The organism is Pararhodospirillum photometricum DSM 122 (assembly GCF_000284415.1).
GTDB classification, from domain to species: domain Bacteria; phylum Pseudomonadota; class Alphaproteobacteria; order Rhodospirillales; family Rhodospirillaceae; genus Pararhodospirillum; species Pararhodospirillum photometricum.
Genome location: NC_017059.1, coordinates 3172361 through 3198730 on the forward strand (window position 1 = coordinate 3172361; position 26370 = coordinate 3198730).

21 protein-coding genes are annotated in these 26370 nt (G+C 66.1%); 2 read left to right on the plus strand and 19 right to left on the minus strand.

All coding sequences use genetic code 11. The annotated features are described in order from the left end of the window. Nucleotides 1-194: 194 nt before the first annotated feature. The 4 genes from RSPPHO_RS19345 to mdh form a co-directional block, all read right to left on the minus strand. Nucleotides 195-824, minus strand: a complete 630-nt coding sequence (locus tag RSPPHO_RS19345; protein WP_242390507.1) for an ABC transporter ATP-binding protein — start codon at nt 822-824, stop codon at nt 195-197. A gap of 123 nt (nt 825-947) precedes the next feature. Continuing rightward, nucleotides 948-1823, minus strand: a complete 876-nt coding sequence (gene sucD, locus RSPPHO_RS14205) for a succinate--CoA ligase subunit alpha (protein ID WP_014415904.1) — start codon at nt 1821-1823, stop codon at nt 948-950. Next, nucleotides 1823-3022: an ADP-forming succinate--CoA ligase subunit beta gene (sucC, locus tag RSPPHO_RS14210; protein ID WP_041795655.1), complete on the minus strand. Its 1200-nt coding sequence runs from the start codon at nt 3020-3022 to the stop codon at nt 1823-1825. The genes sucD and sucC overlap by 1 nt, the downstream gene beginning before the upstream one ends. Before the next feature lie 117 nt (nt 3023-3139). Continuing rightward, nucleotides 3140-4096, minus strand: coding sequence for a malate dehydrogenase (gene mdh / locus RSPPHO_RS14215; RefSeq protein ID WP_041795657.1), 957 nt, complete (start codon nt 4094-4096; stop codon nt 3140-3142). Nucleotides 4097-4503: 407 nt separating this feature from the next. Between mdh and RSPPHO_RS18125 the strand changes: the two genes are divergently transcribed. Continuing rightward, nucleotides 4504-5715, plus strand: coding sequence for a PAS domain-containing protein (locus RSPPHO_RS18125; RefSeq protein ID WP_014415907.1), 1212 nt, complete (start codon nt 4504-4506; stop codon nt 5713-5715). Further along, on the plus strand, nt 5708-7459 hold the full coding sequence (locus RSPPHO_RS18130) for a methyl-accepting chemotaxis protein (RefSeq protein ID WP_014415908.1): 1752 nt from the start codon (nt 5708-5710) through the stop codon (nt 7457-7459). Before RSPPHO_RS18125 ends, RSPPHO_RS18130 begins: the two co-directional genes overlap by 8 nt. Before the next feature lie 48 nt (nt 7460-7507). On the opposite strand, the gene lpxC is transcribed toward RSPPHO_RS18130, so the two are convergent. From lpxC to RSPPHO_RS14290, 15 genes are all read right to left on the minus strand, one after another. Next, the gene (gene lpxC, locus RSPPHO_RS14225) at nt 7508-8542 is read right to left on the minus strand and encodes a UDP-3-O-acyl-N-acetylglucosamine deacetylase (protein WP_081581799.1); all 1035 of its coding nucleotides are present in this window, start codon (nt 8540-8542) and stop codon (nt 7508-7510) included. A gap of 326 nt (nt 8543-8868) precedes the next feature. After that, on the minus strand, nt 8869-10941 hold the full coding sequence (gene ftsZ / locus RSPPHO_RS14230) for a cell division protein FtsZ (protein ID WP_041795660.1): 2073 nt from the start codon (nt 10939-10941) through the stop codon (nt 8869-8871). 139 nt (nt 10942-11080) lie between these two features. Continuing rightward, complete coding sequence (gene ftsA / locus RSPPHO_RS14235) at nt 11081-12385, minus strand: cell division protein FtsA (protein ID WP_242390508.1); 1305 nt, start codon at nt 12383-12385, stop codon at nt 11081-11083. Between the two features lie 7 nt (nt 12386-12392). Continuing rightward, on the minus strand, nt 12393-13463 hold the full coding sequence (locus RSPPHO_RS14240) for a cell division protein FtsQ/DivIB (protein ID WP_014415912.1): 1071 nt from the start codon (nt 13461-13463) through the stop codon (nt 12393-12395). After that, nucleotides 13451-14365 carry a D-alanine--D-alanine ligase gene (locus RSPPHO_RS14245; protein ID WP_014415913.1) on the minus strand — a complete coding sequence of 305 codons (915 nt, stop codon included), beginning with the start codon at nt 14363-14365 and terminating at the stop codon, nt 13451-13453. The genes RSPPHO_RS14240 and RSPPHO_RS14245 overlap by 13 nt, the downstream gene beginning before the upstream one ends. After that, on the minus strand, nt 14362-15363 hold the full coding sequence (murB, locus tag RSPPHO_RS14250; protein ID WP_051013912.1) for a UDP-N-acetylmuramate dehydrogenase: 1002 nt from the start codon (nt 15361-15363) through the stop codon (nt 14362-14364). Before murB ends, RSPPHO_RS14245 begins: the two co-directional genes overlap by 4 nt. Then, the gene (murC, locus tag RSPPHO_RS14255) at nt 15360-16799 is read right to left on the minus strand and encodes a UDP-N-acetylmuramate--L-alanine ligase (RefSeq protein ID WP_051013913.1); all 1440 of its coding nucleotides are present in this window, start codon (nt 16797-16799) and stop codon (nt 15360-15362) included. Before murC ends, murB begins: the two co-directional genes overlap by 4 nt. Then, nucleotides 16796-17854 carry a UDP-N-acetylglucosamine--N-acetylmuramyl-(pentapeptide) pyrophosphoryl-undecaprenol N-acetylglucosamine transferase gene (locus RSPPHO_RS14260; protein WP_157879379.1) on the minus strand — a complete coding sequence of 353 codons (1059 nt, stop codon included), beginning with the start codon at nt 17852-17854 and terminating at the stop codon, nt 16796-16798. The genes murC and RSPPHO_RS14260 overlap by 4 nt, the downstream gene beginning before the upstream one ends. A gap of 68 nt (nt 17855-17922) precedes the next feature. Beyond that, on the minus strand, nt 17923-19176 hold the full coding sequence (ftsW, locus tag RSPPHO_RS14265; RefSeq protein WP_242390509.1) for a putative lipid II flippase FtsW: 1254 nt from the start codon (nt 19174-19176) through the stop codon (nt 17923-17925). Next, nucleotides 19118-20527, minus strand: a complete 1410-nt coding sequence (murD, locus tag RSPPHO_RS14270; protein ID WP_014415918.1) for a UDP-N-acetylmuramoyl-L-alanine--D-glutamate ligase — start codon at nt 20525-20527, stop codon at nt 19118-19120. The genes ftsW and murD overlap by 59 nt, the downstream gene beginning before the upstream one ends. Nucleotides 20528-20538: 11 nt before the next feature. Then, entirely contained in the window at nt 20539-21624 is a 1086-nt protein-coding gene (gene mraY, locus RSPPHO_RS14275; protein ID WP_041795668.1) for a phospho-N-acetylmuramoyl-pentapeptide-transferase, read from the minus strand. Nucleotides 21625-21655: 31 nt separating this feature from the next. Then, nucleotides 21656-22534, minus strand: coding sequence for a UDP-N-acetylmuramoyl-tripeptide--D-alanyl-D-alanine ligase (locus tag RSPPHO_RS21270; RefSeq protein ID WP_277905334.1), 879 nt, complete (start codon nt 22532-22534; stop codon nt 21656-21658). Next, nucleotides 22416-23096 (minus strand): Mur ligase family protein, encoded by a 681-nt coding sequence (locus tag RSPPHO_RS21275; RefSeq protein ID WP_014415921.1) that lies wholly within the window; start codon nt 23094-23096, stop codon nt 22416-22418. Before RSPPHO_RS21275 ends, RSPPHO_RS21270 begins: the two co-directional genes overlap by 119 nt. Beyond that, the gene (locus RSPPHO_RS14285; RefSeq protein WP_242390510.1) at nt 23093-24568 is read right to left on the minus strand and encodes a UDP-N-acetylmuramoyl-L-alanyl-D-glutamate--2,6-diaminopimelate ligase; all 1476 of its coding nucleotides are present in this window, start codon (nt 24566-24568) and stop codon (nt 23093-23095) included. Before RSPPHO_RS14285 ends, RSPPHO_RS21275 begins: the two co-directional genes overlap by 4 nt. After that, the gene (locus RSPPHO_RS14290) at nt 24555-26360 is read right to left on the minus strand and encodes a peptidoglycan D,D-transpeptidase FtsI family protein (RefSeq protein ID WP_014415923.1); all 1806 of its coding nucleotides are present in this window, start codon (nt 26358-26360) and stop codon (nt 24555-24557) included. Before RSPPHO_RS14290 ends, RSPPHO_RS14285 begins: the two co-directional genes overlap by 14 nt. Between the last annotated feature and the right edge of the window lie 10 nt (nt 26361-26370).

Genomic DNA, 26370 nt, shown 5'->3' on the forward strand with positions numbered 1-26370 from the left:
GATTCAATAAACATATAACTAATATTTGTTAGCGTATTAATTAAATAAAGTGACTTTATGCGGGGTATCTTCTATAAACTTATTAATTGTTAAGTTTAATAAATTTAACATAATTATTAAAACTGTTTGCGGTTGGTTATTTCTAAAATAAAACAAATTCGCTGGTTAATTTGGAATTAACCAGCGAATTTGTTTTATATTTTTTCTGATGACATTATTCTGTTGTAATCTTTAAATACGTTATCTGTCTTGCCATATGAAATCATATTTCCCCCTTTTAACATAATTGCCTTATTACACCATTGTCTTATTATCGCTTCTGAATGAGAAGCTAAAACAAGAATATTTGCTTTTTCTATAAATGTATCGATCCTCTTTTTTGCTTTCTCCATAAAGGTCGCATCTCCAGCCATCATCCATTCATCCATAAGTAGAATATCAGGTTGTATCGCTGTTGCTACTCCAAGGGAAAGCCGCATTTGCATTCCAGAAGAATAGGTCCTAACTGGAAGGTCAAGGTAATCTCCTAATTCGGTAAACGCGGCAATTTCGGGGACTAATTTTTTTGAATCGTGTGGTTTGAGGCCAAGATACATGCCTCGCATGCGTATATTTTCTCGTCCGGTCAAATCACCATCGAAACCAAGACCGAGATCGAGCAGGGGCATCACGTCACCACTGATGTGTATGTCTCCCGTGTCCGGTTCATAGATCCCCGCAATTACGCGTAAGAGAGTGGATTTGCCGGCGCCGTTCGTTCCGATCAGGCCAACTCGATCGCCTGGCTCCAGGGATACGGTTACGTCTTTCAAGGCCTGTACCACGGGAGCCGAACGGGCTTCCCTCAGGATTGCCCCTCCCGTTGCAGTTGCGACGAGCGCCTTCTTCAGGGATCGATTCCCTGTATGAAGAACAGGAAAGCTCACAGAGGGGGGCTGAAAGAGGCGTCAGACCTTAAGCGCCTGGAGCATTGTGCTGCCCAGGGCCGAGGGGCTGTCGGCGACCAAGATGCCGGCCGAGCGCATGGCCTCCATCTTGTCCTCGGCCGTGCCCTTGCCGCCGGCGATGATGGCGCCAGCATGGCCCATGCGACGGCCCGGCGGCGCGGTGACGCCGGCGATGAAGCCGCACATCGGCTTGCGGATCTTGGACTGCTTCAGGAACTCGGCCGCTTCTTCCTCGGCCGAGCCGCCGATTTCACCGATCATGATGATGCCCTCGGTCTCGGGGTCGCCGAGGAACATCTCCAGGCAATCAATGAAGTTGGTGCCGTTGACCGGGTCACCGCCGATGCCAATGCAGGTGGACTGACCAAGACCCGCCGCCGTGGTCTGCGCCACCGCTTCGTAGGTCAAGGTCCCCGAACGCGAGACAATGCCGATCTTGCCGCGCTTGTGAATGTGGCCCGGCATGATACCGATCTTGCACTCGCCCGGGGTGATGACGCCCGGGCAGTTGGGGCCGACCAGACGGGTCTTGGAGTTGCGCAGGGCGCGCTTGACCTTGACCATGTCGAGCACCGGGATGCCCTCGGTGATGCACACCGCCAGATCCAGCTCGGCGTCGATGGCCTCCAAGATCGCGTCCGCGGCGAACGGCGGCGGCACGTAGATCACGGTGGCATTGCAGCCGGTGCGCTCGCGGGCCTCGGCCACGGTGTCGAACACCGGCAGGTCCAGGTGGGTGGTGCCCCCCTTGCCCGGGGTCACGCCGCCGACCATCTTGGTGCCGTAGGCGATCGCCTGCTCGGAGTGGAAGGTGCCCTGCGAGCCCGTGAAGCCCTGGCAGATGACCCGGGTATCCTTACCAACCAGAACGGACATCAGGACGCCTCCTTAACGGCCTTCACCACCTTCTCGGCGGCATCGGCAAGATTGTCGGCCGAGATGATGGGCAGGCCGGAGTCGGCCATGATCTGCTTGCCCAGCTCGACGTTGGTGCCCTCCAGACGGACCACCAGCGGCACATTCAGCGACACTTCGCGCGCCGCCGCGATCACGCCTTCGGCGATCACGTTGCAGCGCATGATGCCGCCGAAGATGTTGACCAGGATGCCCTCGACGTTGGGATCGGACAGGATGATCTTGAACGCCGCCGTCACCCGCTCACGGGTGGCACCGCCGCCCACGTCCAGGAAGTTGGCCGGCGCGCCGCCCTTGAGCTTGATGATGTCCATCGTCGCCATGGCGAGGCCGGCGCCGTTGACCATGCAGCCGATGTTGCCCTCAAGCTTCACGTAGTTGAGGTCGTGGCGCGAGGCCTCCAGCTCCATCGGATCCTCTTCCGCCTCGTCGCGGAACTCCAGGATCTCGGGATGGCGGTAGAGCGCATTGGAATCAAAGGTCATCTTGCAATCAAGCGGGATGACCTGACCGTCGCCGGTGACCACCAGGGGGTTGATCTCCAGGACCGAGCAGTCCGTGGCGATGAAGCAGGTGTACAGCGACGACAGAAGCTTGGTGAAGGCGCCGACCTGCTTGCCTTCCAGGCCCAGCGAGAACGCCACCTTGCGGCAGTGGAAGCCGGAAATGCCCGTAGCCGGATCAATCGCCTGGAAGGTGATCTTTTCCGGGGTCTTGGCCGCCACGTCCTCGATGTCCATGCCGCCCTCGGTCGAGGCCATCACGGTAACGGTCGAGGTGGCACGGTCCACCAGCAGCGAGAGATACAGCTCGCGCTTGATGTCGCAGCCGTCTTCGATGTAAACGCGCTTAACTTCCTTGCCCTCGGGCCCGGACTGATGGGTCACCAAGGTGTTGCCCAGCATCTGGAAGGCGTTTTGCTGCACTTCGTCGAGGGAGCGCACCACGCGCACGCCGCCCTTGTCACCCGCGGCTTCCTCCAGGAAGTGCCCCTTGCCGCGACCGCCGGCGTGGATCTGGGACTTGACGACCCAGACCGGTCCCGGCAAACGGCCAGCCACCGCCCGGGCCTCGTCGGCGGTGTAGGCCACCCCGCCGGCCAGAATGGGCACGCCGTACTTGGCCAAGATCTGCTTGGCCTGATACTCGTGAATATTCATAGTGTTCTGTCTCTCCTGTTCCGACGGAGCGAACGAAACGCCAGACCCCAACGCCTTGTGAAAGCGTTCTTGTGAGGACCGCCCGGCTCCCGCAAGAGGGGCCGGGCGGGACTTGTCTTACTTCGGCATCAGTTCGCGCGAGGCGGCGATCAGGCCGCGCACGCTGTCCACCGACTTGTCGAACTGCGCCTTTTCCGCGTCATTGAGGGTAATCTCGATAACCTTCTCGACGCCGCCGGCGCCCAGGATCACGGGCACGCCCACATAGATGCCGTCCAGGCCATAGGGGCCCTCGACCCAGGCGGCGCAGGGCAGGACGCGCTTCTTATCCTTGAGGTAGGCTTCGGCCATCTGCACGGCGGCGGCGGCCGGGGCGTAGAAGGCCGAGCCGGTCTTGAGCAAGCCCACGATCTCGGCCCCGCCGTCGCGGGTGCGCTGCACGATCTGGTCGAGCTTTTCCTGCGAGGTCCAGCCCATGGCCACCAGGTCAGGCAGCGGAATGCCGGCCACGGTGGAGTAGCGGGTCAGCGGCACCATGGTGTCGCCATGGCCACCCAGCACGAAGGCGGTGATGTCCTCGGTCGAGACGTTGAATTCCTCGGCCAGGAAGTAGCGGAAGCGGGCGCTGTCGAGCACGCCGGCCATGCCCACCACCTTGTTATGCGGCAGGCCCGAGGCCTCGCGCAGGACCCACACCATCGCGTCTAGCGGGTTGGTGATACAGATCACGAAGGCATCCGGGCAGTTGGCTTTAATGCCGGCGCCAACGGCGCTCATCACCTTGGCGTTGATGCCGATCAGGTCGTCGCGGCTCATGCCGGGCTTGCGCGGCACGCCGGCGGTGACGATCACCACGTCGGCATCCTTGATGGCGCTGTAATCGTTGGTGCCGGCGTAGGCGATGTCGATGCCCTCGATCGGGGTCGCCTCGGCCATGTCCAGGGCTTTACCCTGCGGAATCCCCTCGGCGATGTCGAACAGCACCACGTCGCCGAGTTCCTTAAGGCCGATCAGATGCGCGAGCGTGCCGCCGATGTTGCCGGCCCCGACCAGGGCGATCTTCTTGCGTGCCATGGAAACCCTCTTGATCGATTGGATGTGTTCGCAGGGGGAGTGCGAACGCGGGAGCCCCTTCGTCCAGCCGAGTCGCGACGGGGCGGGGGGGGACCCGTCTCCTAGCGCGATTCCCGAGGGCAGGCAAGGGGCGCCGGCGCGCTGGGTCATCGGGGGAAGAAAGGGCGAAAGGAAAAAAGGAAGTCAGGTCCTTCGCGTCCGGCATGCCCCAGGACGGGAGGGGTCTGGGCAGGCCGCGCTTCCCAGCCGTCCTTTTTCCTTTCGCGGCCCCAGAGCCCCGTTCACCCGATTGCCCTTGGGACGGGCCGAGATCTCATTGAAGTTACATCCGTTGCGCTGTACCTTGATCGGTGTGAGAGCGGGCAAGCGCAGGCATCGCTTGTCCCGCCACCCGCAGGGGAACCGGTATGCGCGACAATGGACCTGTCACGAATAAGGAAATCGCCCTCGCCGACGATGCCATCATCGTGTCCGGCACCGACGTTCAAGGGCGCATTAGCTTTGCCAACCAAGAGTTCATTCATATTAGTGGCTTTACGGAAGACGAACTGATCGGATCTCCCCACAATATTTTGCGTCATCCCGACATGCCGCCCGAGGCCTTCGCCGACCTGTGGCGAACCGTCAAGGCGGGGCGACCGTGGGAAGGTATCGTTAAAAATCGCTGCAAAAACGGCGACCACTATTGGGTTCGGGCCAATGTCACCCCGACCATGAACAAGACCGAGGTCATCGGGTATATCTCCATTCGGACCAAACCGTCGCGTGACGCCGTTCGCGACGCCGAGGCCCTGTACGCCGGGATGCGCGCTCACCGTCTGCCCCATACGGTCCTCAGGGAAGGCGAGGTGATCCAGGCCACCCCCTGGGGCCGCCTGATCCGGGCCCTGAGCAGTGTGGGCGGACGCCTGGGGCTGGTTCTTGCCTTGTCCACCGGGGTGCTGATCGGGGCTGCCGGCCTCGGGTGGCGCGGCATGGTGGTGATCAATGACGAACTCCAGCACGTCTTCGACGACAACGTGGGGGCGGTCATTGATCTGGCGACCTTGGGCACTCTCCTGACCGAGATGGAGCGCCATGCAGGCTCGCTCGAAGGCCTCAAACTGGAGGGGAGGGACCCGGAAGCAGGCGCGCGGCTGGTCCAAATTCAGCGCCTCCTTGAGGCGATTGGGCCACGCTGGCAGGATTACGCTCAGGGAGAACATCCTGCCGACGAGCACACCTTGCAGCAGGTGTTTCTCGACCGCTTCACCGCCTTGCGCGATCAGGGGGTGGCGCCTTTGACAGCCTTGACCCAAGGCGGTGACCTCAAGGCCCTGGCCGGGCATCTCGAACGGACGGCTCGCCCCTTGTTCGGGGCGGCGCAAGAGGCGCTTCAAGCCCTGGTGGTCTACCAGCACGATGATGCCGAGCGCTTCCGAAAGGAAGCCCGGGAAACCCTGGTTTGGCAGGCCATCCTGGCCAGCGTCGCCACGGTTCTCAGTCTGGCGGCAATACTCGCGGTGGGGCTTTGGGTGTGGCGTACTGTTCGGCGGCCCTTGAGCAATCTGGAAAGCCACATGGACGCGGTGGCCGCTGGCAACCTCCTCTACCAGATCCCCCCCCATCGGCGTGCGTGAGTACGATGTGCTGGCCAGCCGCTTGCGGGCTCTCAAGGCGCGCATGGCGTATTTCGTTCTGGAACGGGCCGAGCTGGCCCAGCGCAGCGAAAACAAGCTCCGCCAGGAAATGCTAGCCTTGACCGAACTCCTTGAAGGCGAGGTCCAAGAAACGGTGGGCGACATCTCGGCCCAGTCCGACCGCCTGCGCGAAGGGGCCGTCCAGTTGTCGGACGTGGCCGGTGAGTTGCTTGCCAAGGCCCGCGAGGTTGCCGAGTCGGTGCGGATTACCAGTGGCAACGTCCAGACCGTGGCCGGTGCCACCGAGCAATTGGAAGCTTCCAGCCGCGCCATCTCGGAGCAGGTCGATCAAAGCTCCAAACTGGCCGAGGCGGCCCGCACCCGTGGCGACGATGCCGCCCACCGCGTGGAAGGCCTGAGCGACGCCACAGCCCAAATCGGCTCGGTGGTCAACCTGATCCAGGGCATCGCCGGTCAAACCCGCATGCTCGCCCTCAATGCCACCATCGAGGCGGCCCGGGCCGGGGACGCCGGGCGCGGCTTCGCCGTGGTGGCCGGCGAGGTCAAGGGCTTGGCCGACCAGACCGAACGGGCCATCGGTACCATCAGCGAACAGGCCGCCACCATCGGCAACACCACCCGGGGCGCCGTGGAGACGGTACAAGGGGTGGTCGAGACCATTCGTGACATCGACGCCATCGCCGCCGACGTGGCCCACGCCGCCACCGAACAGCGCGCCGCCACCGCCGAAATCATGACCAGCGCCGTGCAGGCCGCCCAGCATACCCAGGCCGTCGCCGACAGCGTGGGGACCATGATGGCCGGGGCCGAGATGACCCGCGCCGTCGCCACCCGGGTGAATGACCTCTCCGGGATGGTCAATCGCGACATTGACGCCTTGCGCACCCGCCTTTACGTGATCTTGCGGACCTCCTATGGCGGCAACCGCCGCCAGGAAGCCCGGTTGCCCGTTGCCGTCAAGGTGCGCGGTACGTTCGGCGGACTCACCATCAGCGGGGTCAGTGCCGACCTCTCTACCGGCGGTCTGCTACTGGTGCTGTCCGATGACCGGGCCCCGCAAGGAACAGGAACCATCGAGATCGAGGGAGTGGGCCGGGTGGCGGCCGAGGTGGTCAATGTCAGCGATCTCGGGGTCAACCTGCGATTCACCGAGGGCAGCGCGCAGCAACAAGCCGCCTTGCAAGAGCGCATCGATGCCGAACAGCTCAAGGACAAGCCCCTCATGGCCATGGCTGAGGAGGTGGCGCGCGAGGCGTCACGCCTGCTGGAAAGCGCTGTCCATGATCGCCGCATTTCGGTGGATGACCTGTTCGATGCCACCTACACCCCGATCCCGGGAACCGACCCTACCCAGTTTACGGCCCGCCATACCGCGCTGGCCGAACAGATCTTGGGCCCCGTGATCGTGCGCTCCAAGAACTTGGGCCAGGGGGTGGAGGGGGCGGTGTTTACCGACCGCAACGGCTACGTCGCCGTCCATGCGCCCGAATACGCGCAGCCGCAACGCCCCGGCGATTCGAAGTGGAACAAGGCCAACTCCCGCAATCGCCGCATCTACGACGATCGCTCCGGCATCCTGGCCGCGCGCTGCCTCAAGCCCCTGGTGCAGACCTACCACCGCGACATGGGCGAGAAAAACTTCACCCTCTACAAAGAAATCGACGCCCCGGTGTTTGTCCTGGGACGTCGTTGGGGCGCCGTGCGCCTCGTCTCACACCTGTAAAGCCAAGCGAGGGGCCTGGGGAGGCCGCGCCTCCCCAGCCTTGTTTCTTCAAGCACACGCCCGCAACACCGCGTCCGGCTCACGGCGAGCCTGGAACGGCGACACGTCGGTCAGCCCCAACTCAGCCTCTCTCACCGCCTCCAGCCGCCACGCCGTGGGATCGGCGAGCAGGGTGCGCAAAAGCTGGTTGTTGAGGTGGTGGCTGGCCCGGGTGCCGTGATAGCGGCCAATGAGGGGCAGGCCGGCCATATAAAGGTCGCCGATGGCGTCCAAGGCCTTATGCCGCACGAACTCTTCCTCGTAGCGCAAACCGTCTTCGTTGAGAACGGTTGCCCCATCCACCACAACCGCATTCTCGAGCGATCCTCCCAACGCCAGCCCTGCGGCGTGCAGTCGATCGACATCCTCGCGCAGGCCAAAGGTGCGGGCCCGGGCCACGTGACGGCGGAAAATGCTCTCGGTCATCATGAACCGGCAGGACTGACGGCCAATGGCGGCGGCTTGGAACGCGATCTCGAAGGAAATGGTCAGGCCCCGCTCGGCCGGCATCAGGCTGGCCTGAGCCGACCCGTCGCCCACGCTGACCGGCTTCAAGACGCGCAAGGCGCGCCGGGGCGCCGCCTGGGCCTGGATCCCGGCGCAGTCGATGAGAAACAAGAAAGGCTGGGCGCTGCCATCCATGATGGGCAGTTCAGGGCCATCGACGTCAATCAGTAGATTGTCGATGGCCAGGGCGGCCAGGGCGGCCATCAGGTGCTCAATGGTGGAAAGGCTGACGCCGGCGTCATTGGACAAGGTCGTGCACAGCCGGGAGTCCGTTACCTTGCCGGCGCTGACGGGCAACTCCCGTGCCGCGTTCTCGGGCAGATCGAGGCGGCGAAACACCAAGCCCGTGCCGGGGGCCGCCGGGCGCAAGGTCAGAGACACCGGCTTGCCCGAATGCAGGCCAACGCCGGTACAGCCGATGGTGGTTTTGAGGGTGCGTTGCAAGGCTGTCCCCTGGGGACGCCCCTGAGGATCGCACTCCAGGTCGGTGCTTGTCTCGCCTGCGGGGCCTTCGCCCCACCAGTTCAGACCGTCCATGATGCGTATCCCTTCTCTGTTCTTCGTGGTCTGGCCTGTCTCCCGGGGCAGGCCCTGCGGGGAGGCCGGACACCCCTCCCAAGGGCGAGCGTCCAAGGATGGTTCTAGGCCTCGGGGCGGCAAGGCTCAAATCAATCATTGTTGCAATATGTTGCGCCCTGATCTTGCCATGAACGGGCAGGGCGTGCGGGACTCGACGGCAAAGAGCGGAGTCGTGGCGTGCGCCGGACCCGCCGTGGCTCCCCCCTTGAGACAGGAAAAAAGGGCCCGCCAAAACGACGGGCCCCATGGGAGCGGTTAGACAAGCGACCCGGAGCAAACCAGCGTCAGTTGGCCTGACGCCGCAAGAAAGCCGGGATCTCCAGGTGGTCTTCACCCTGGGAGGCGACCGGCCGCTCCCGGGGATCGGCACTCAGGGTCTTGGCCATGAGCGGGGGCTGTTGGGCCTGGGCTTCCCGGGGTTCGGGATGGCTCGACGCCCGGCTGCCCAGACCCGTGATGCGGGCGAGCAGGCTAGGCTTCTCCGCCCGTTCGCGGGTCGGGGCGGGCGGCGGCGGCGGCGGCAGGTCCTCGGGCTCGCTGGCCCGCGTCGGGCGCGGCGGCGGCGGCGCGTAGGCCCCGCGCGACGTTTCCGGCAGCGGCGGGAACACAGGGGCGCGCATGGCCGGGGCCATGGTGCCATCGGCCGTCACCGGCAGATCGACCTCATCCTCCAAGCGGGCGTAGGTCTCCTCCTCTTCCAGATACGCGGGCTCGGGGCTGTGGAGGTCCTCATGGACGGGGGCCGCGGACGCCGCCGGCGGCGGGACGTCATAGCGTGTGGCTTCGCGGGCCTTGATGGCTGCCATGGCGGCCTGCGCGGCCCGTCCCGCCGACCCGGTATCGACCGGCGGCTGGGGAATGAAGGCGTCGCGCGACAATCGAGCCCCCAGGGGCCGCTTGACCTCGGGGGTCGAGGCAGCCGCCGGACGCGCGCTGCCGCCCAGCGGCAGGGTCGGGGCCGGACGGCTGAGTGGACGCGCCGTCGGCTGGGGCGCGGCCGGCTGGCTGACCGGCGCGGTCGGCATCGTCGGGGCCGGCGGCGGCACCGCCGTGCCCTGGGCGTCGCGCTTGGCGTTGGCTTCCAGCACCAGGGACTCCAGGAGCCGGACCGACTGCTCGTTCTTCACCGGGCGCGGCGGCACCTCGGGCCGGCCGGCGCTGGTCAGCGAGGCTCCGGCCGCCGGGGCCGCCGCCGTATGGGCTGCCGCCGCCGCCCGGGCCGCAACCGAGGCCACGGCCTGGGCCACGCGCGGCGCCGGGCGGGCCTGGGCCAACTTCGGCACCGGGCGCGGCTCGGCCACCGGGCGCGGCGCGGTCTGGACCGGGGCGGCCGCCTGGGGCGCCGGCTGGGCCGGGGCCACCGGTTGCGATCGGCCCATGGCCTCGGCGCTGATACCGGTCGCCACCACCGACACGCGGATGCGGCCGTGCAGGCTGTCGTCGAGGCTGGAGCCAAAAATAATATGCGCTTCGGTTTCCACTTCCTCGCGGATGCGGTTGGCCGCCTCGTCCACCTCGTACAAGGTCACGTCGGTGCCGCCGGTGATATTGATCAGCACGCCCCGGGCGCCGCGCATGGAGGTGTCCTCCAGCAGCGGGTTGGCGATGGCGGCCTCGGCGGCGTCGAGCGCCCGGCGCTCGCCCTCGGCCTCGCCGGTGCCCATCATGGCGCGGCCCATGTCGTGCATCACGGTGCGCACGTCGGCGAAGTCGAGGTTGATCAGGCCGGGGTTGATCATCAGGTCGGTGACGCTGCGCACGCCCGAGTACAGCACTTCATCGGCCAGCTTAAAGGCGTCTGCAAACGTTGTTTTTTCATTGGCAACGTGGAATAGATTCTGATTCGGAATGATGATCAAGGTATCAACGAACTGGGCCAACTCGTCGATGCCCGCCTCGGCGAGGCGCATGCGATGGGCGCCCTCAAACTGAAACGGCTTCGTCACCACACCTACGGTCAGAATGCCCAACTCGCGCGCGACGCTGGCCACCACCGGGGCCGCGCCCGTGCCGGTGCCGCCGCCCATGCCGGCGGTGATGAACACCATGTTGGAGCCTTGCAGCTCGGCGGCCACCGCCTCGATGGCCTCTTCGGCGGCCACGCGGCCGACCTCGGGCCGGGCGCCGGCGCCCAGGCCGCGCGTGGCTTCGGTGCCCAATTGGATGCGCCGGCTGGTGCGCGAGTGACTGAGGGCCTGGGCGTCGGTGTTGGCCACCACGAAGTCAACGCCGTTCAGGTTGGCCTCGATCATGTTGTTGACGGCGTTGCCGCCGGCGCCCCCCACGCCCACAACGGTTATGCGCGGCCGCAGGTGAGGGGTATCCGGCCCCTCGGGGATGTTCAAGGTAAGAGCCATGGTAAGCCTCCGGGTCACTGGATTGTGGTCATGATGGGGTGGTCAGCCCCTTGCTCCCTGACCAGGGCGCTTGTTCGTCCCTGCGGTCCGCTCCCGAGGACCGCAGGCACGAAGGCCGCGCAAGAGATGGTCCGCGCCGTCAAAAGTTTTCCTTCCACCATCGGGCAAACCGCCCCAAAGCCCCGGACACGGCGGTCTCCTCGAGCGCCGGGTCGGACTCCGGGGTTTCCACCTGATGGCGCACCGCATAGCGCAGCAGACCGGCGCAGGTGGAGAATGCGGGGCCCGACACGCTGTCGGCCAGACCCCGGATGCGTTGGGGGCGGCCCTGGCGCACCGGGCGGTCCAAGACCGCCTCCGCCAGATCACGGACCCCTTGAAGTTGACTGGCGCCGCCGGTTAGGACCACCAAGCGGCCGCCGATCTTGCGCAGGCCGCTTGCGTCCAGGTGGGCGCGGGCCAGCTCAAAGGTTTCCTCCAGGCGCGGCCGGATGATCTGAATGAGCATCGAGCGCGGCACCTCGTGCACGTTGGCCTCGTCGTCTTCGCCCACTTGCGGCACCCGCAACAGTTCGCGGTTGTCCGAGGGCGAGGCAAGGCAACTGCCATGCACGGTTTTCAGGCGCTCGGCCGCCACCAGCGGCGTGGTGAGCCCCTGCATGATGTCGTTGGTCACGTGCTGGCCGCCCACCGGTAAGGTGGCGGTATGGATGACGTGGCCTTCGTTGAAGACGGCAATCGAGGTGATGCCGCCGCCCATATCGATGACGGTAACGCCCATGGTCTTCTCGTCCTCGCCCAGGCAGGCGAGGCCGGAGGCATAGGGACTGACCACCCGGTCCTCGATATCGAGGTGGCAGCGCTCGATGACGGTGGCCAGATTGCGCAAGGGACCCATCGCCGCCGAGACCAGATGGATCGACACGCCCAGGGTTTGGCCGTACATGCCCCGGGGGTCGAGCACCCCGTCCGCGCCGTCGATGGCGTAGGAAATGGGGATGCAGTGCACCAACTCGCGGTCCACCGCTGTGTGCTGTTCGCGGCCAAAGGCCTGGATGCGCCGCACGTCCGAGGCCCGCACTTCGTGCCCGGCGATCGACATTTCCACCTCGACCCGCGTCGAGTGGGGCTGCCCCCCCGAAATGTTGATCACCACCGCCCCAATCCGCTCGCCCGCCATCTGTTCCGCCGCGTCCACGGCGGCCCGCACGGCCAGTTCCAGCTCGTCCATATTGGCGACCTGGCCGCCGCGCATGCCGCGGGAGCGGTGGTGGCCGATCCCCAGCACGCGCAGATGACCGTCCTCCTCCTCGCGGGCGATGAGGCAGGCGATCTTGGTCGTGCCGACGTCAAGCGCGGCGATCAGGCCATCACGCTGGCGGCGGGGTGGGGGGGCGCGGTGTTCCTTGCGCCGGGGGCGGGGGGGCGTGGGGTCTCGGCTCATAGCGTCCCTAGGCATCTTGTCCCCCCGTCCGGGCTCCGGCACCGGCGGGTTGGGAACGGAGAGGAGCGGGAGGAGGCGCCTGCGTCTCGACCTCGGGGCGGCGCGCCTTCGCCACAACCTCAGATTGGCTCGCCTTCGCCTGGACATTAGGGAGGCTCGCCTTCGCCTCGGCATTGGGTTGGTTCGCCCTTGCCTCGGCATTGGGCAGGCTCGCCTTCGCCTCGACGTCAGACCGAGGCCGCTCCTCCTGGTGGTTGCGAACGCGGATGACCAACCGGTCGGGCAGGCGCATGTCAATGGTGTCGATGTCACGCGACAACAAGCCCTGCTCGCGGTCCAGGCGTACCAGCAGAGCCAGGGCCTGGGCCGGCTCGGCTTCGGGCAGGCGGACCACGATTCCCTCTTGCAAGGACCCCAGGCGCAAGGTCCAGCGCCGCTCCCCCACCAAGGTCGAGGCGACCACCTTGCCGGCCAACTCGGGCTGGGTGCCCAGCAGATCCAAAAGCGCCCGGGTACGGCTCGGGGCCCCAGGCCCCACCACCAAAGGCAGATGCGACCACGCCGCCGGGTCTACCGGGATGGGCGTGCCCAGGGAGTCGATGACCGTGAACTGGCCGTTGTTCTGCCACAACGCCAAGGGTGTCCGCTCACGCAAGGCAATGTGCAAGCGGTCGGGCAGGCGGCGTTCCACCCGGGCTTCGGCCACCCAGGGCAGGGCCTCCAGGGCCTTGCGCACGCGCTCGGGCTCAATGGCCAGCAAGGGGGTCCCCTGGGGGGCGCCGACCGCCTCCAGAACATCGCGCGCGTCGGTCTGGCGCCGACCGGTCACGGAAACCTGAGCCAGTACCATCCCCTGTTCGGCAAAGGGCACGGCCACACCGGGCAGACCCGACCCGGTGCCCCAAGGTTGGGTCAACAGCGGGATCAGCGACGGAGTGCGCGCCGCCAGATAGGCCGCCCCCACCAGCCCCGCCAGCAAAAACACAAGGCTGGCGCGGGTGAGCGTGCGCAAGGGATCGCGGCCGCGGCCGGCCGCGATCGGCGTCAGGTCCGCCGTCACGTCCGTTAAGTGTCGCATTGCGCGTTCTCCACCATCCAGCTCACCAACGCCTCAAAACTCAAGCCGACCGCCAGGGCTTGCTCCGGTACCAGGGAAGTCCCGGTCATGCCCGGCTGTGTATTCACCTCCAGCATGAAAAGTGATTCGCCATCGAAACGAAGATCAGCGCGGCTTACACCCCGACATCCCAAGGCCTGATGCGCCAGAACCGCCAGTCTCATCGCCTCCGTCGCCACCTCAGGTGCAACCGGTGCCGGAACAATATGGCGCGATCCCCCGAGGATGTATTTCGCATCGTAATCGTAAAAGCCCCGGGATGTTGTGATCTCAGTCACTCCTAGCGCACGCTCGCCCATCACGGCGACGGTCAGTTCCCGTCCCGGGATAAAGCGCTCGACCATCACCCGCTTTCCGAAGGGCCAGTCGGTGGCCGTGAAGGGCAGGGCGTTGGTTCCCTCGGTGACGATGGTCACGCCCACGCTGGAGCCCTCGTTCAGCGGCTTCACTACGTAGGGGCGGGGCATCACCGTTTCGGCCAGAACCTCGGCCGGGGTGGCGATCACGTGTGGCGCGACCGGGATGCCCACGTGCTCGAACACCAGCTTGGCCGAGGGCTTGTCCATGGCCAAGGCGCTGGCCAGCCGACCCGAGTGGGTGTAAGGCAGGCCCATCAGGTCGAGCAGTCCTTGGATCGCCCCATCCTCGCCAAAGCGTCCGTGCAGGGCGTTGAACACCACGTCAGGAGTCCGGGCCGTGAGAGCCGCCACCAGCGCCCCGACATCCCGGCTCACATCCAGGAGGTCCACGGCAAAGCCGGCGCGCGCCAGCGCCGCGCCAACCGCCTGGCCGCTGTTGAGCGAGACCTCGCGTTCGGCGGAGCAGCCTCCCATCAAGACGGTGACGCGGCGCGCCCGGCTCATGCGTGCTCTCCTGCCAAAAGGGATGAAACGGTATGGGCGGGGGCCCGAGGGTCATCGAGGGGGACGCCAACACGGCGGATTTCCCAACGCAACTCGATGCCACTCGTCTCCCGAACCCGCAGGCGCACGTGCTCGCCCAGCGCTTCCAACTCGGCCGCCGTGGCCGTGCCCGTGTTCAGGAGAAAATTGCAATGCTTGTCGCTGATCTGCGCGCCGCCCAGGCGCAAGCCCCGGCACCCCGCCGCGTCGATCAGTTCCCAAGCTTTGGGGCCGTCTTCGGGGTTGGCAAAGGTCGAGCCCCCGGTCTTGCTCCGAAGAGGCTGGCTCTCCTCGCGCTTCAGGCGCAGGGCCTCGTGGCGTCGGGTGATAACGGCCGGGTCCTCGGGCGTTCCCCGCAAAACAGCCTCGGTAAAAATCCAGTCCTCCGACAATCCGCAGTGCCGGTAAGAGAGGCTTAACCGGTCTGCCCCTAAGGTGCTGGAGTGGCCACAGCGGTTAACCGCCTGTACAGAAACAAGAAGATCCGCAAGAGACCGGCCATGAGCCCCGGCATTCATGCGCACGGCACCGCCCAACGTCCCGGGAATACCAGACAGAAATTCCAAGCCGCCCAGGCCCGCCGCCTGCGCCACCCGCGCCACCGAGCCATCCAGGGCCGCCGCGCCGCAGACCAGCGTGTTGCCCTCCACCCGAATGTCGGCAAAGCCTCGGCCCAGGCGCACCACCACCCCCGGAATGCCGCCGTCGCGAATCAACAAGTTGGAGGCCACCCCGATCACCGTCACCGGCACATCGGCGGGAACCCCGGCCAGGAAGGCCGCGAGGTCCTCGGCGTCGGCCGGCTTGAACAAGACTTCGGCCGGGCCGCCCACGCCAAACCACGTCTGCCCGGCCAACGGCTGTCCGGCGCTGACCCGGCCGCGCGCCTGAGGCAGGCGGGCCAGCAGGGGCGTGGTGTCCAGGGGGGCGTCAGCCTGTCGCTTCAGGGAGGCCGTCATGCCGAGCCCTCCCGGTCCTGGTGCGGGACCCGCAACACCTTGGCCAAACGGTCGGGCAGGGTCTGGGCCCAGGTCGTGATCGACCCCGCGCCCAGGCACACCACCATGTCACCGCGCTTGGCCAGCCGGGCAATCATCTCGGGCAAGGCGTCCTCCCGGGGCAAGACGTGGACATTGCGATGCCCGTGCACCTTCAGCCCTTCGGCCAGGGCATCCTTGCTTGCACCAGGAATAGGGGGCTCGCCGGCCGGGTAGACGTCGGCCACCACCACCGCATCGGCGTCGTTGAAGCAGGTGCAGAATTCTTCGAACAAGCTGTTGAGGCGCGAATAACGATGGGGCTGCACCACGGCAATGACGCCGCGCGTTGTGGCATCGCGGGCCGCCTTAAGCACAGCGGCGATCTCGACCGGATGGTGGCCGTAGTCGTCGATCACCGTGATGCCCCCGGCCTCGCCCACCCGGGTGAAGCGGCGGCGAACGCCTTTAAAACGGGCCAGTCCTTCGCGCACCACCGTGTCCGACAAGCCCAGCTCCACGCCCACGCCGATGGCGCCCAGGGCGTTGAGCACGTTGTGGCGGCCATACATCGGCAGGCGCAAGGCCTCAATGGTGCGGGTCGCCCGGGTCTGCCGGTCGGTCAACACCACGTCGAACAAGGCGCCTTGCGGCCCCAGGCTCAGGTTGGTGCCGCGCACGTCGGCCTGCGGGCTCAGGCCGTAGGTAATGATCTTGCGGTCTTGCACCTGGGGAATCATCGCCTGCACTTCGGGATGGTCCAGGCACACACAGGCAAAGCCATAGAACGGCAGGTTATGCACAAAGGTTCGGAACGCCTCGCGCACGCGGTCGAACGACCCATAGAAGTCGAGGTGCTCCGGGTCGATGTTGGTGACCACGGCAATGGTCGCCGGCAGCTTGACAAAACTGCCGTCGCTCTCGTCGGCCTCGACCACCATCCACTCGCCGTTGCCGAGGTAGGCGTTGGTGCCGCGCGCGTTTAAAATCCCGCCGTTGATCACGGTCGGGTCGAAATTGGCAGTCTCTAGCAACTGGGCCACGAGGGACGTGGTGGTCGTTTTGCCGTGGGTGCCGGCAATGGCGATCGACCACTTGAGGCGCATCAGTTCGCCCAGCATTTCGGCGCGTCGCACCACCGGGAGAAAGCGGGCGCGGGCCGCCATCACCTCGGGATTGCTCGCCTGCACCGCCGACGAAATCACCACCACCTGAGCCTCGCCCACGTGAGCCGCGTCATGACCAATCGCCACAGGGATTCCCAGGCCGCGCAGGCGCTTGACGTTGGCATTGTCGCTCAGGTCGCTGCCCTGCACGCGATATCCCAGATTATGCAGCACCTCCGCGATGCCGCTCATGCCGATGCCGCCGATGCCCACGAAGTGCAAGGGGCCGATGTCGAGGGGAAGGGCTCTCATGTCACAGTCTCCCCCGAAGGACGGGCGGTGGCAAGGGTCAACTCGGCCAAGCGTTCGGCAGCGTCGGGCACGCCCAGGGCATGGGCGCACGCGGCGGCACGCGCCAAAACCTCGGGGTGATCCATCAGCCAGGAGATCCGCTCGGCCAGGGCATGGGGGGTCAGGGGCGCTTGCGGCATCAGCCAGCCGCCGCCCGCCTCGTCCATGCCCCGCGCGTTGGCGCTTTGGTGGTCGTCAATGGCGTGGGGGTAGGGGATCAGGATCGCCGGGCGTCCCATCACCGCCAATTCCCCCATGGTCGAAGCCCCCGAGCGGCACACCACCAGATGCGCCTCGGCCAAGCGCGCCGGCAGGTCGGCAAAAAAAGGCGCCAGTTCCACCGTGATCCCCGTGCCCGCATAGCGCTCCCGCGCCGCCTCCAGGTCTTCCGCCCGGGCTTGCTGCATCACCTTGAGGCGTCGGCGCTGGGCCTCGGGCAACAAGGCCAGAGCCTCGGGCACCAGGGTCGAGAACACCCGCGCTCCCTGGCTGCCCCCAGTGACCAGCAGCACAAACGGCGCCGTTCCCTCGGCCGCGGCATAAGGAACGTCGCGCAGCGCCAGAACCGCCGGGCGTACCGGCATGCCGACGCGCACCGGCGCGACCCCGGCCGGCAGCCGCGCCTGATCGACCGCCACGGCAAAGGCCGTGACCCGCCGCGCCAGCCAGCGGTTCGCCCGGCCCGCCAGAGCGTTTTGCTCGTGCACCACCGTGGGGTATTTCAGGTGGGTGGCGGCCAGCAGGGGAGGCAAGGAGGCATAGCCGCCAAAGCCTACCACCACATCCGGGGCCAGCCGGCGAAGCAGGCCATGGGCTTGGATCAGGCCCAAGAACAGGTTGATCCCGCCGCTCAGGCGCCCCAGCAGCCCGCGCCCGGCCACGCCGCCCGCGCGAATGCGCCGCGTCTCCAATTGGCCCAGCGTACCGCCAAACGCCTCGCCCCGGCGATCAGTGACCAGGGTCAGGCGGCAGCCACGGCGCAGCAAGGCCTCGGCCAGGGCTTCGGCCGGGAACATATGGCCTCCCGTGCCGCCCGCGGCCAACACCACGTGCACGGGAGGAGAGGAAGAGGAACGGGCCGGCGTCACAACGGGTCTCCCGGGGCACGCCGGCGGGTCAACGCCAGGATCATGCCCATGCTAAGGGCCGTCGAGAGCAACGAGGACCCGCCGTAGCTGATAAACGGCAAGGTCATGCCCTTGGTGGGCATCATGCTCAGGCTGGAGGCCATGTTAACCAGAGCCTGCAAGCCGATTTGGGTCAACAGACCCCCAACGGCCAGCAAGACGAAAAGGCTGTTTTCTCGGCGCAACCGAACAGCTGCCCGACTAATGATGAATCCAAAGAGCGCCACGATCAGAAGACACAGAAAGATTCCAAACTCTTCGCCAGCAACAGCAAAGATAAAGTCGGTGTGCGCATCGGGGAGAAACTGCTTGACGCGTCCCTCGCCGGGGCCGCGACCGAACAGGCCCCCTTCCGTGAACGCCCGCATCGACTGGCGGATCTGATATTGATCTCCGCTCGCCGGGTCAAGGAAACGATCGACCCGGCTTTGCACATGGGGCAGGGCGTGGTAGGCAAGGACCGCGCCGCCGATGCCGCAGGCCGCCAGCAACGCGACCCAAAACAGGGACAACCCGGCCAAGAAGAACTGGGTACCCCACACCGCGGCGATCACCATGGTCATGCCGAAGTCCGGCTGCGACACCAAAAGCCCGCCCACCACCGCCATCATGCCGATGGCAATCAGGGTTCCCGGGAAATTCTCCTGTGAGCGGTCGGCGGCAAACATCCAGGCCGTGACCACGGCAAAGGTCGGCTTGATGAATTCCGAGGGCTGGAGCGCAAACGGCCCCAGCGGAATCCAGCGCACCGCCCCATTCACGTTCTGCCCCAACAGGGGCACCAGCATCAGCGCGATGAAGAAAAAGGCAAAGGTCGTCACCGCGAAGCGCCGGACCCACAGGACCGGCAGCACCGAGACGCCCAGCATCAACAGCAGGGCCAAGGGCACAAAAACAACTTGTCGTTGAACAAAGTGGTAAGTGCCCGCGCCAATACGCCCGGCGGCCGGTGGTCCGGCGGCCAGGATCAGCAAAAGGCCCACCGCCATCAAGACGCTGATCGCCCCCAGCAAGACCCAGTCCACGGTCCACCACCAGCGCCCGAGCAAGCTGGTGTCGAGCCGGGTAAACGACGGGGCGACYGTCGCCCGGGCCGGACGGGCTGGGGTCGGGGCGCCGGGGGCGGGGCAGGGGCGGTGACGACGCGTAAGGTCATGGGCGGCCTCCCGGGGGCGATAGGGCGGCCACCAGCGACCGAAAGACTTCCCCACGATGCTCAAAGCTCTTGAACTGGTCCCACGAGGCACAGGCCGGCGAGAGCAGCACCACGGCCCCCGGTCGTCCTTCCTTCCAGGCCAAGGCGGCCGCCGCGCTCACCGCGCGCTCCAAGGTGCCGCAGCGCTGGGTTGCGACCTTGCCGCGCAGGGTCTCCTCGAACAAGGCGGTGGCGTCGCCAATCAGAAAGGCTTGGCGCAGGCGTCCGAACAAGGGCTCCAGGCTCGTGATGCCGCCCTCCTTCGCTTGGCCGCCGGCGATCCAGTAAATCGTGTCGTAACAGCCCAGGGCCTTCTCTGTGGCATCGGCATTGGTGCCCTTGCTGTCGTTGACAAAGCGCACGCCGCCCAAGGTGGCCACCTGCTCTTGTCGGTGGGGCAGGCCGGGATAGGTGGCCAGGGCCTTGGCGATCGTTCGGGCGTCCACGCCCCGGGCCCGCGCTGCCGCGTAGGCGGCTGCGGCGTTTTGCGCGTTATGGAGGCCGGGAAGGGTCGGCAGGCTGGCGAGATCAAGGATGGGGCGGGGGCGGCCCGTCATGGCATCGACCAACTTGCCCTGGCTCACGCCCACCCCCCCTTGGGGAACGCCCTGGGCCGAGATGGGAATGATCCGGCGCACCGGCGTGCGGGCCAGATCGTCGCGCAGGCGCCGGGACGGCGCGTCATCCACACCGATGATCGCGGTGCGCGGCCGGTCGGCCCCGGCGAAGATGCGCGTCTTGGCTGCAATGTATCCCTCCATACCCCCGTGACGGGCCAAATGATCGGGTGTGATGTTGAGCATCACCGCGACATCGCAATCGAGGGAAGGAGTCAATTCCAGCTGGTACGATGACAGCTCCAGCACGTAGGTGCCGTCGAAGGAAAGCGGTTCCAGGGACAGGGCTGGAATCCCCAGGTTGCCCCCCACCTGCACCGGCAGGCGGGCCTGACGCAGCAGGTGGTCGATCAACGCCGTGGTCGTGGACTTGCCGTTGGTCCCTGTGATGCCGACAAAAAAGCTGTCCCGGCGGGCCCGCATCAACAGTTCGATATCGCAGAACAAGGGCACGCCCCGTTCCCGCGCCAGCGTGGCGACAGGATGGACGCTGGGGTGGGTGTGAGGAATGCCAGGGCTCCAGACGATGCCGCACAGCCCCGGCCAGGGCGAGCGGCGGTCCGTGGTGTCCAGCAGATTGACAAGGGGAATCCCTTCCTGGCGGGCGGCGTCGCGCAAGGAAGCGTTGTCGTCCCAGGCGTGCACCCGCACCCCCGATTTGACGAGGGCGCGTGCCGTGGCCATCCCCGATTTCCCGAGGCCCATGATCGCTAGATCCTGTCCGCCGTAGGCGTCGCTGAGGATCGTCACCGCCGGTCTCCTTAACGCAATTTTAAAGTGGAAAGGCCGACAAGGGCCAAAATCAAGGCGATAATCCAGAAGCGAATCACAATTGTCGGCTCGGCCCAGCCCTTCTTCTCGAAGTGATGGTGCAAAGGAGCCATGCGGAACACACGCTTGCCGGTTAATTTGTAGCTGGTGACCTGCACGATGACCGAAACGGTTTCGAGCACAAACAAGCCACCGACGATCGCCAAGACCATCTCATGCTTGGTTACAACGCTTAAAACGCCCAGCGCTCCCCCCATGGACAAGGAACCGGTGTCGCCCATGAACACCTGGGCCGGGGGCGCGTTAAACCACAAGAACCCCAGCGCCGCCCCCACCAAGGCCCCACAAAACACCGCCAACTCGCCGGTGCCCGGCACGAAATGGATTTGCAGGTAATTCGCGAAGATCATGTTGCCCACCAAGTAGGCTATCAGCATGAACACCCCCGCCGCAATCATCACCGGTACGATGGCCAGACCATCCAGGCCATCGGTCAGGTTGACGGCATTGGAAGCGCCAACCATGACAAACACGGCAAATGGCACATAAAACCAGCCCATCTGAATCAAGATATCCTTGAAAAAGGGCAGGGCGAGAGCGGTGGCCTGGGCTTCCGCCTCCAACGAGACCACCCACAAGGTCACGATCAGCGCCAGGGAGACTTGGCCCAGTATTTTGAGACGACCCGGCAAACCCTTGGAGTTGCGCTTGGTCACCTTCAAAAAGTCATCGGCAAAGCCGATGGCGCCATAGCCCAAGGTCAAGGCCAGGGCCGCCCAGACAAACTGGTTGGACAAGTCGGCCCACAACAAGGTGGCCACCGCCACCCCCAGCAAAATGAGCACCCCGCCCATGGTCGGCGTGCCCTTCTTGGTCAACAGGTGGCTTTCGGGGCCATCGGCCCGGATGGGCTGGCCTTCGTGCTGAACGCGTTTGAGCCAGGCAATCAGCGACGGGCCCAGCAAAAAGGCCACCAGCAACGCGGTGATCACCGCTCCCGCCGCCCGAAACGTCAGGTAGCGAAAGACGTTCAAGGCGCTCAGGTGATCCGCGAAGTCTGACAGATGAAAAAGCATCGGGCGGAGGGTCCGGTTCCTCGAGGTGAGCTCAATGTCCAAGGGGCGCGCCGGCGCCGGTCTCGGGGCGGGAAGGAGCAAGCAAGGCGGCCACAACCCGACCCACCTTGCTGCCATGCGATCCCTTGACCATCACCACATCGCCAGGACGCACCGCGTCCGAAACGATCCGGGCCAGGGCCTCGGCGTCGGGCGCGTGGGCGCCGCGGACCGAGGCCGGCAGGGCCGCATCAAGGTGGGCCATCAGGGGGCCGGCCGTATAAACCAGATCGACACCGCGATCCAGGACCGTGCGGGCAAGTCCGGCATGCAAGGCTGGGGCTTGCGTCCCCAGTTCCAACATGTCTCCCAACACCGCGACCCGACGCCCCCCGGGGCCGGGGCGCGTTTGCGACAAGGCCAGAAGGGCGGCGATCATGCTCTCGGGGCTCGCGTTATAGCTCTCGTCAAGGAGCGTGAGGGAGCCTTCGGCCCTGGAAACGGTGTGGCGCCGCCCGCGCCCGGCCGGAACCTCAAGGCGTGCCAAGGCCCGGGCCGCCCGCGTCGGGTCAAAGCCCAAGGATTGCCCCAGGGCCAAGACGCCCAAGCTGTTGAGGGCCCAGTGCCGCCCCGCCACCGGCAGGGTGTAGGACAGGGCCTCGTCGCCCACCAGGGCCAGGACCACGGTGCCGTCCTTGTCCACCGCGCAATCGAGCAGCCGGGCCTGGGCCCCGATATGCTGGCCAAAGCTGATCACCCGCTCGACGCCCAACCGTCGGGCATGGCGATACAGGCGCTCAAAGTGCCGGATGTCATGGTTGAACACCGCCACGCCTCCGGGCTCCAGTCCCTCCAGGATTTCGGCCTTGGCGTCGGCAATGGCCTCCACGGTGGGAAAGTATTCCAGGTGGGCCGCCGTCACCGTGGTGATGATCACCCCATGCGGTCGGGCCAGCCGGGCCAGGGGRAGCAATCTCGCCAGCATGGTTCATGCCCATCTCGATCACCGCCGCCCCGGCGTCGGCCGGCAGGCGGGCCAGGGTGAGGGGCACGCCGAGATGGTTGTTGAGGTTGCCCTCGGTGGCATGGACGCGGCAACTCTCGCCCAGGGCCAGGGCCAGCATCTCCTTGGTGCCCGTCTTGCCCACCGAGCCCGTCACCCCCACCACGATGCCCTTGAAGCGCTGGCGCGCCGCCCGGGCCAGTTGGGTGAGGCCGGCCACAACGTCCTCGACCACCAAAAGGCGCTCGGGATCAACCCCATCGGGCACCCGCGCCACCAGGGCCGCCACAGCGCCGGCCGCCAGGGCGGCCGCGACAAAGGCGTGCCCATCGGTGCGCTCGCCGGGCAGGGCCACGAACAGGTCGCCCGGGCGGACCTGACGGCTGTCAATGACCACGCCGTGGGCCTTCCACTCGCCAACGGCGGGAAGATCCAGGGCAAGCGCAGCCTCGGGCGCCGTCCACAGGGGAGGGCGGGAGGAAGGGCTCATGCGTCCTCCTTTCGCACCGCGTCCCGGGCGTGCTCGGCGTCGTTGAACGGATGGGTGACGCTCCCGATGGTCTGGCCGGTCTCGTGTCCCTTGCCGGCGATCACCAGCACGTCGCCCGCCGCAAGCCGCGCCACACTCTCGCAGATCGCCCGGCCCCGGTCGCCGATCTCCTGGGCCTGCGGGCAGGCGGCCAGGATCTGGGCGCGAATGGACGCCGGATCCTCGGAGCGCGGGTTGTCGTCGGTGACCACCACCGCGTCGGCCAACTGGGCCGCCAGGGCTCCCATCAAGGGACGTTTGCCCGGGTCCCGGTCCCCGCCGCAGCCAAACACGCAGACCAGCCGCTCGGCGCAATGGGGGCGCAAGGCCTGAAGAACGGTTTCCAGGGCATCGGGGGTGTGGGCATAGTCCACATACACCGTGGCGCCGTTGCGCCGCTGGGCCACCTTTTCCAGACGCCCCGGCACGCCAGGCAGGTGGGCCAGACCCTCCACGGCTCTCTCGAGATAAGAGGCCTCTGCCTTCGACGCGGCGCCGAGGACCAAGCCCAGGGCCGCCAGCGCATTATAGACCTGGAACAGGCCGGCCAGGGGCAGCTCGACCTCGATTCGTTCCCCCAAAATGTCAAGCGTCACCCGTTGGCCATGGGGCAAAGGCGTGGTCGAGACCAACCGAAGCTCCTCGCCAATCCGGCCATAGCGCAGCAGGCGCAAGGAGCGGGCGCGGGCCATGGCAACTAAGGTGCCCGCCTCGGGAATGTCGGCATTGATCACCGCTGCCGCCCCCTCGGGCAGCACGTCGATGAACAGCCGGAATTTCGCCGCCCGGTACGCTTCCATGGTGCCGTGGTGGTCCAGGTGGTCGCGGGTGATGTTGGTGATGGCTCCGGCCGCCAGCCGCACGCCGGCCAGCCGGTCTTGCTCCAGGCCATGCGACGAGGCCTCCATCGCCACCGGCCCGGCGCCGGCCTGAGCCAACTCGGCCAAGATCCGATGCAGCACCACCGGGTCGGGGGTGGTGAGCGACCCCGGTCGGTCAAAGCCCGCCCCGTGCACTCCCAAGGTGCCCAGACTGGCGGCGCCGGCCTGCCCCAGATGACGCCACAAGGCCGCGGCAAAGGTGACCGTCGAGGTCTTGCCGTTGGTCCCGGTCACCGCGACCAGGGGCTGGGGCGTGGGGCCATAAAACGCGGCCGCCAGCAAGGCCAGGGCCCGGCGCGGTTCGCCAACGCCGATCAAGACCGTACCCTTGGGCACCTGGGTGTCGGGCAGGGCCAGCACCGCGCAGGCCCCGGCCGCCAGTGCTTGCGGGATATAACTGCGACCGTCCCCCTTCTGACCGACCAGTGCCGCAAAAAGCATGCCCGGCGCGACCGCCCGCGAGTCCGCGGTCAGGCCCGTCAGGGTGAGGGTCGGGTCAAGACCCGCCGGCACCGGCAGGCCCAGGACCGTGAAGGCATCAGCGAGCCGCAAGATGCTTGTCCTCCGTGGCGTCATCAAGCTTGAGCCCCACCTGGCGGATCAGGGTCGGGTCAAAGGCCCCGGCCGGCGACGTATAAACCGGGGCCACCCCCAGGATCGGCGCGATTTCGGCGATCAGTTTGCCAGCGGCCGGGGTGGCGTTCCAGCCGGCGGTGCGAAAGCCGTAGGTGCCTTTGACCGCCTTGGGGTCGTCGAGCACCACCAAAACGATGTAGCGCGGGTCGGTGATGGGGAAGCCGGCGACGAACGAGGTCAAGACCGCATCCTTGGCATAGCCGCCGCCGCGCAGCTGCTTTTCGGCCGAGCCGGTCTTGCCGCCCACATAATAGCCCTTGATGTCCGCCGACTTGCCCGAGCCCGCCTCGACGACCAAGCGCATCATGGCTCGCATGCGGATCGAGTTGGCCTCTGAAAAGACCCGGCGTCCCTCGGGGGGTGCGTTGGGATCGGTCTTGAGCAGGGTCGGCGCATGGTAAAGGCCGCCGTTGAGCAGGGCCGAGACCCCGGTGATCAGGTGCAAGGGCGTAACCGAGAGCCCATGGCCAAACGAGATGGTCATGGTATTGATCTCGCGCCAGACCTTGGGCACCAGGGGCCGACCGACCTCGGGCAACTCGAAGGGAAGGGGCTCCAGCAGCCCCATGCGCGCGAGAAATTCCTGCTGGCGCTCGGTGCCCACCACCATGGCCATGCGCGCCGAGCCGATGTTGGAGGAATGCTCCAAAATCTCGGGCACCGTCAGCCAGCGCCCCTCCGGGTGAAAGTCGGTGATGGTAAAGCGCGAAATGCGGATGGGATTGGCCGCGTCGAAGCTCTCCGTGATCCGCATGCCCGCATCAATGGCCATGGCGGTATTGAACACCTTGAACACCGATCCCAACTCATAAACGCCGAGTGTGGCTCGATTGAACCGGGCATCTTCGGTGGTTTCGCCGATCTTTTCCGGTTCATAGTCTGGCAACGACACCATGGCCAGGACCTCGGCCGTGCGAGCGTCCATCACCAAGGCGGCGCCGCCTTGGGCCTCGAAACGCGTAATGGCATCACTCAAAACCTGGTGGGCGGCATGTTGAAGGCGCAGATCCAAGGACAGGTGCAACGCCCCCTGACCCGAGGTCAGCGCGGTGTCGAACGACTTTTCCAGGCCCGCGATGCCGCGGTTGTCAATGTCGGTTGCCCCCACCACATGGGCCACCAGCCGCCCGGCCGGATAGACCCGACGCTCCGAGCGCTCGAAATGCAGGCCGGGGATGCCCAGGTCGTTGACCGCCTGCTGCTCCACCGGTGTCAGATTGCGCCGCAAATAGACAAAGGCCTTGCCCGGCACCAGCTTGGTCTTGAGGTCCTCGCTGCTCATCTCCGGGAACAAGGTGGGCAAAACCCGGATGGCGCGCTGCAAGTCGTGCTCGGGCACGGCCCGGGTGTCGGCGATCAGGTTGACCGTGGGCAGGTTGGTGGCCAGCACCAGCCCGTTGCGATCGACAATGTCGGCCCGATTCATGCGCACTTCCAGCGGCACCGGGTCGGGGGCGCTGGCCTGGGCCGGCTCTTCCGCCGCCCACGGTGCCAGGACCATCAACTGGACCAAGCGCCCGGTGACCACGCTGTAGGCCACAAGGAACAAGCAGGCGGTCACCAGCAGGCGCAAGCGCCCGGTTTCGATGCCGCGGCTGGAGGCGTTTTGCTCGCGTGGAGCACGCGGCGCCGGGCCCGAGCCCGGCAGGCGAATCTCTTCGCCAGGATAGGCAAAGGGGCGTCGACGTTTTTTAAACGGACCGATCATCGCGGGGCTC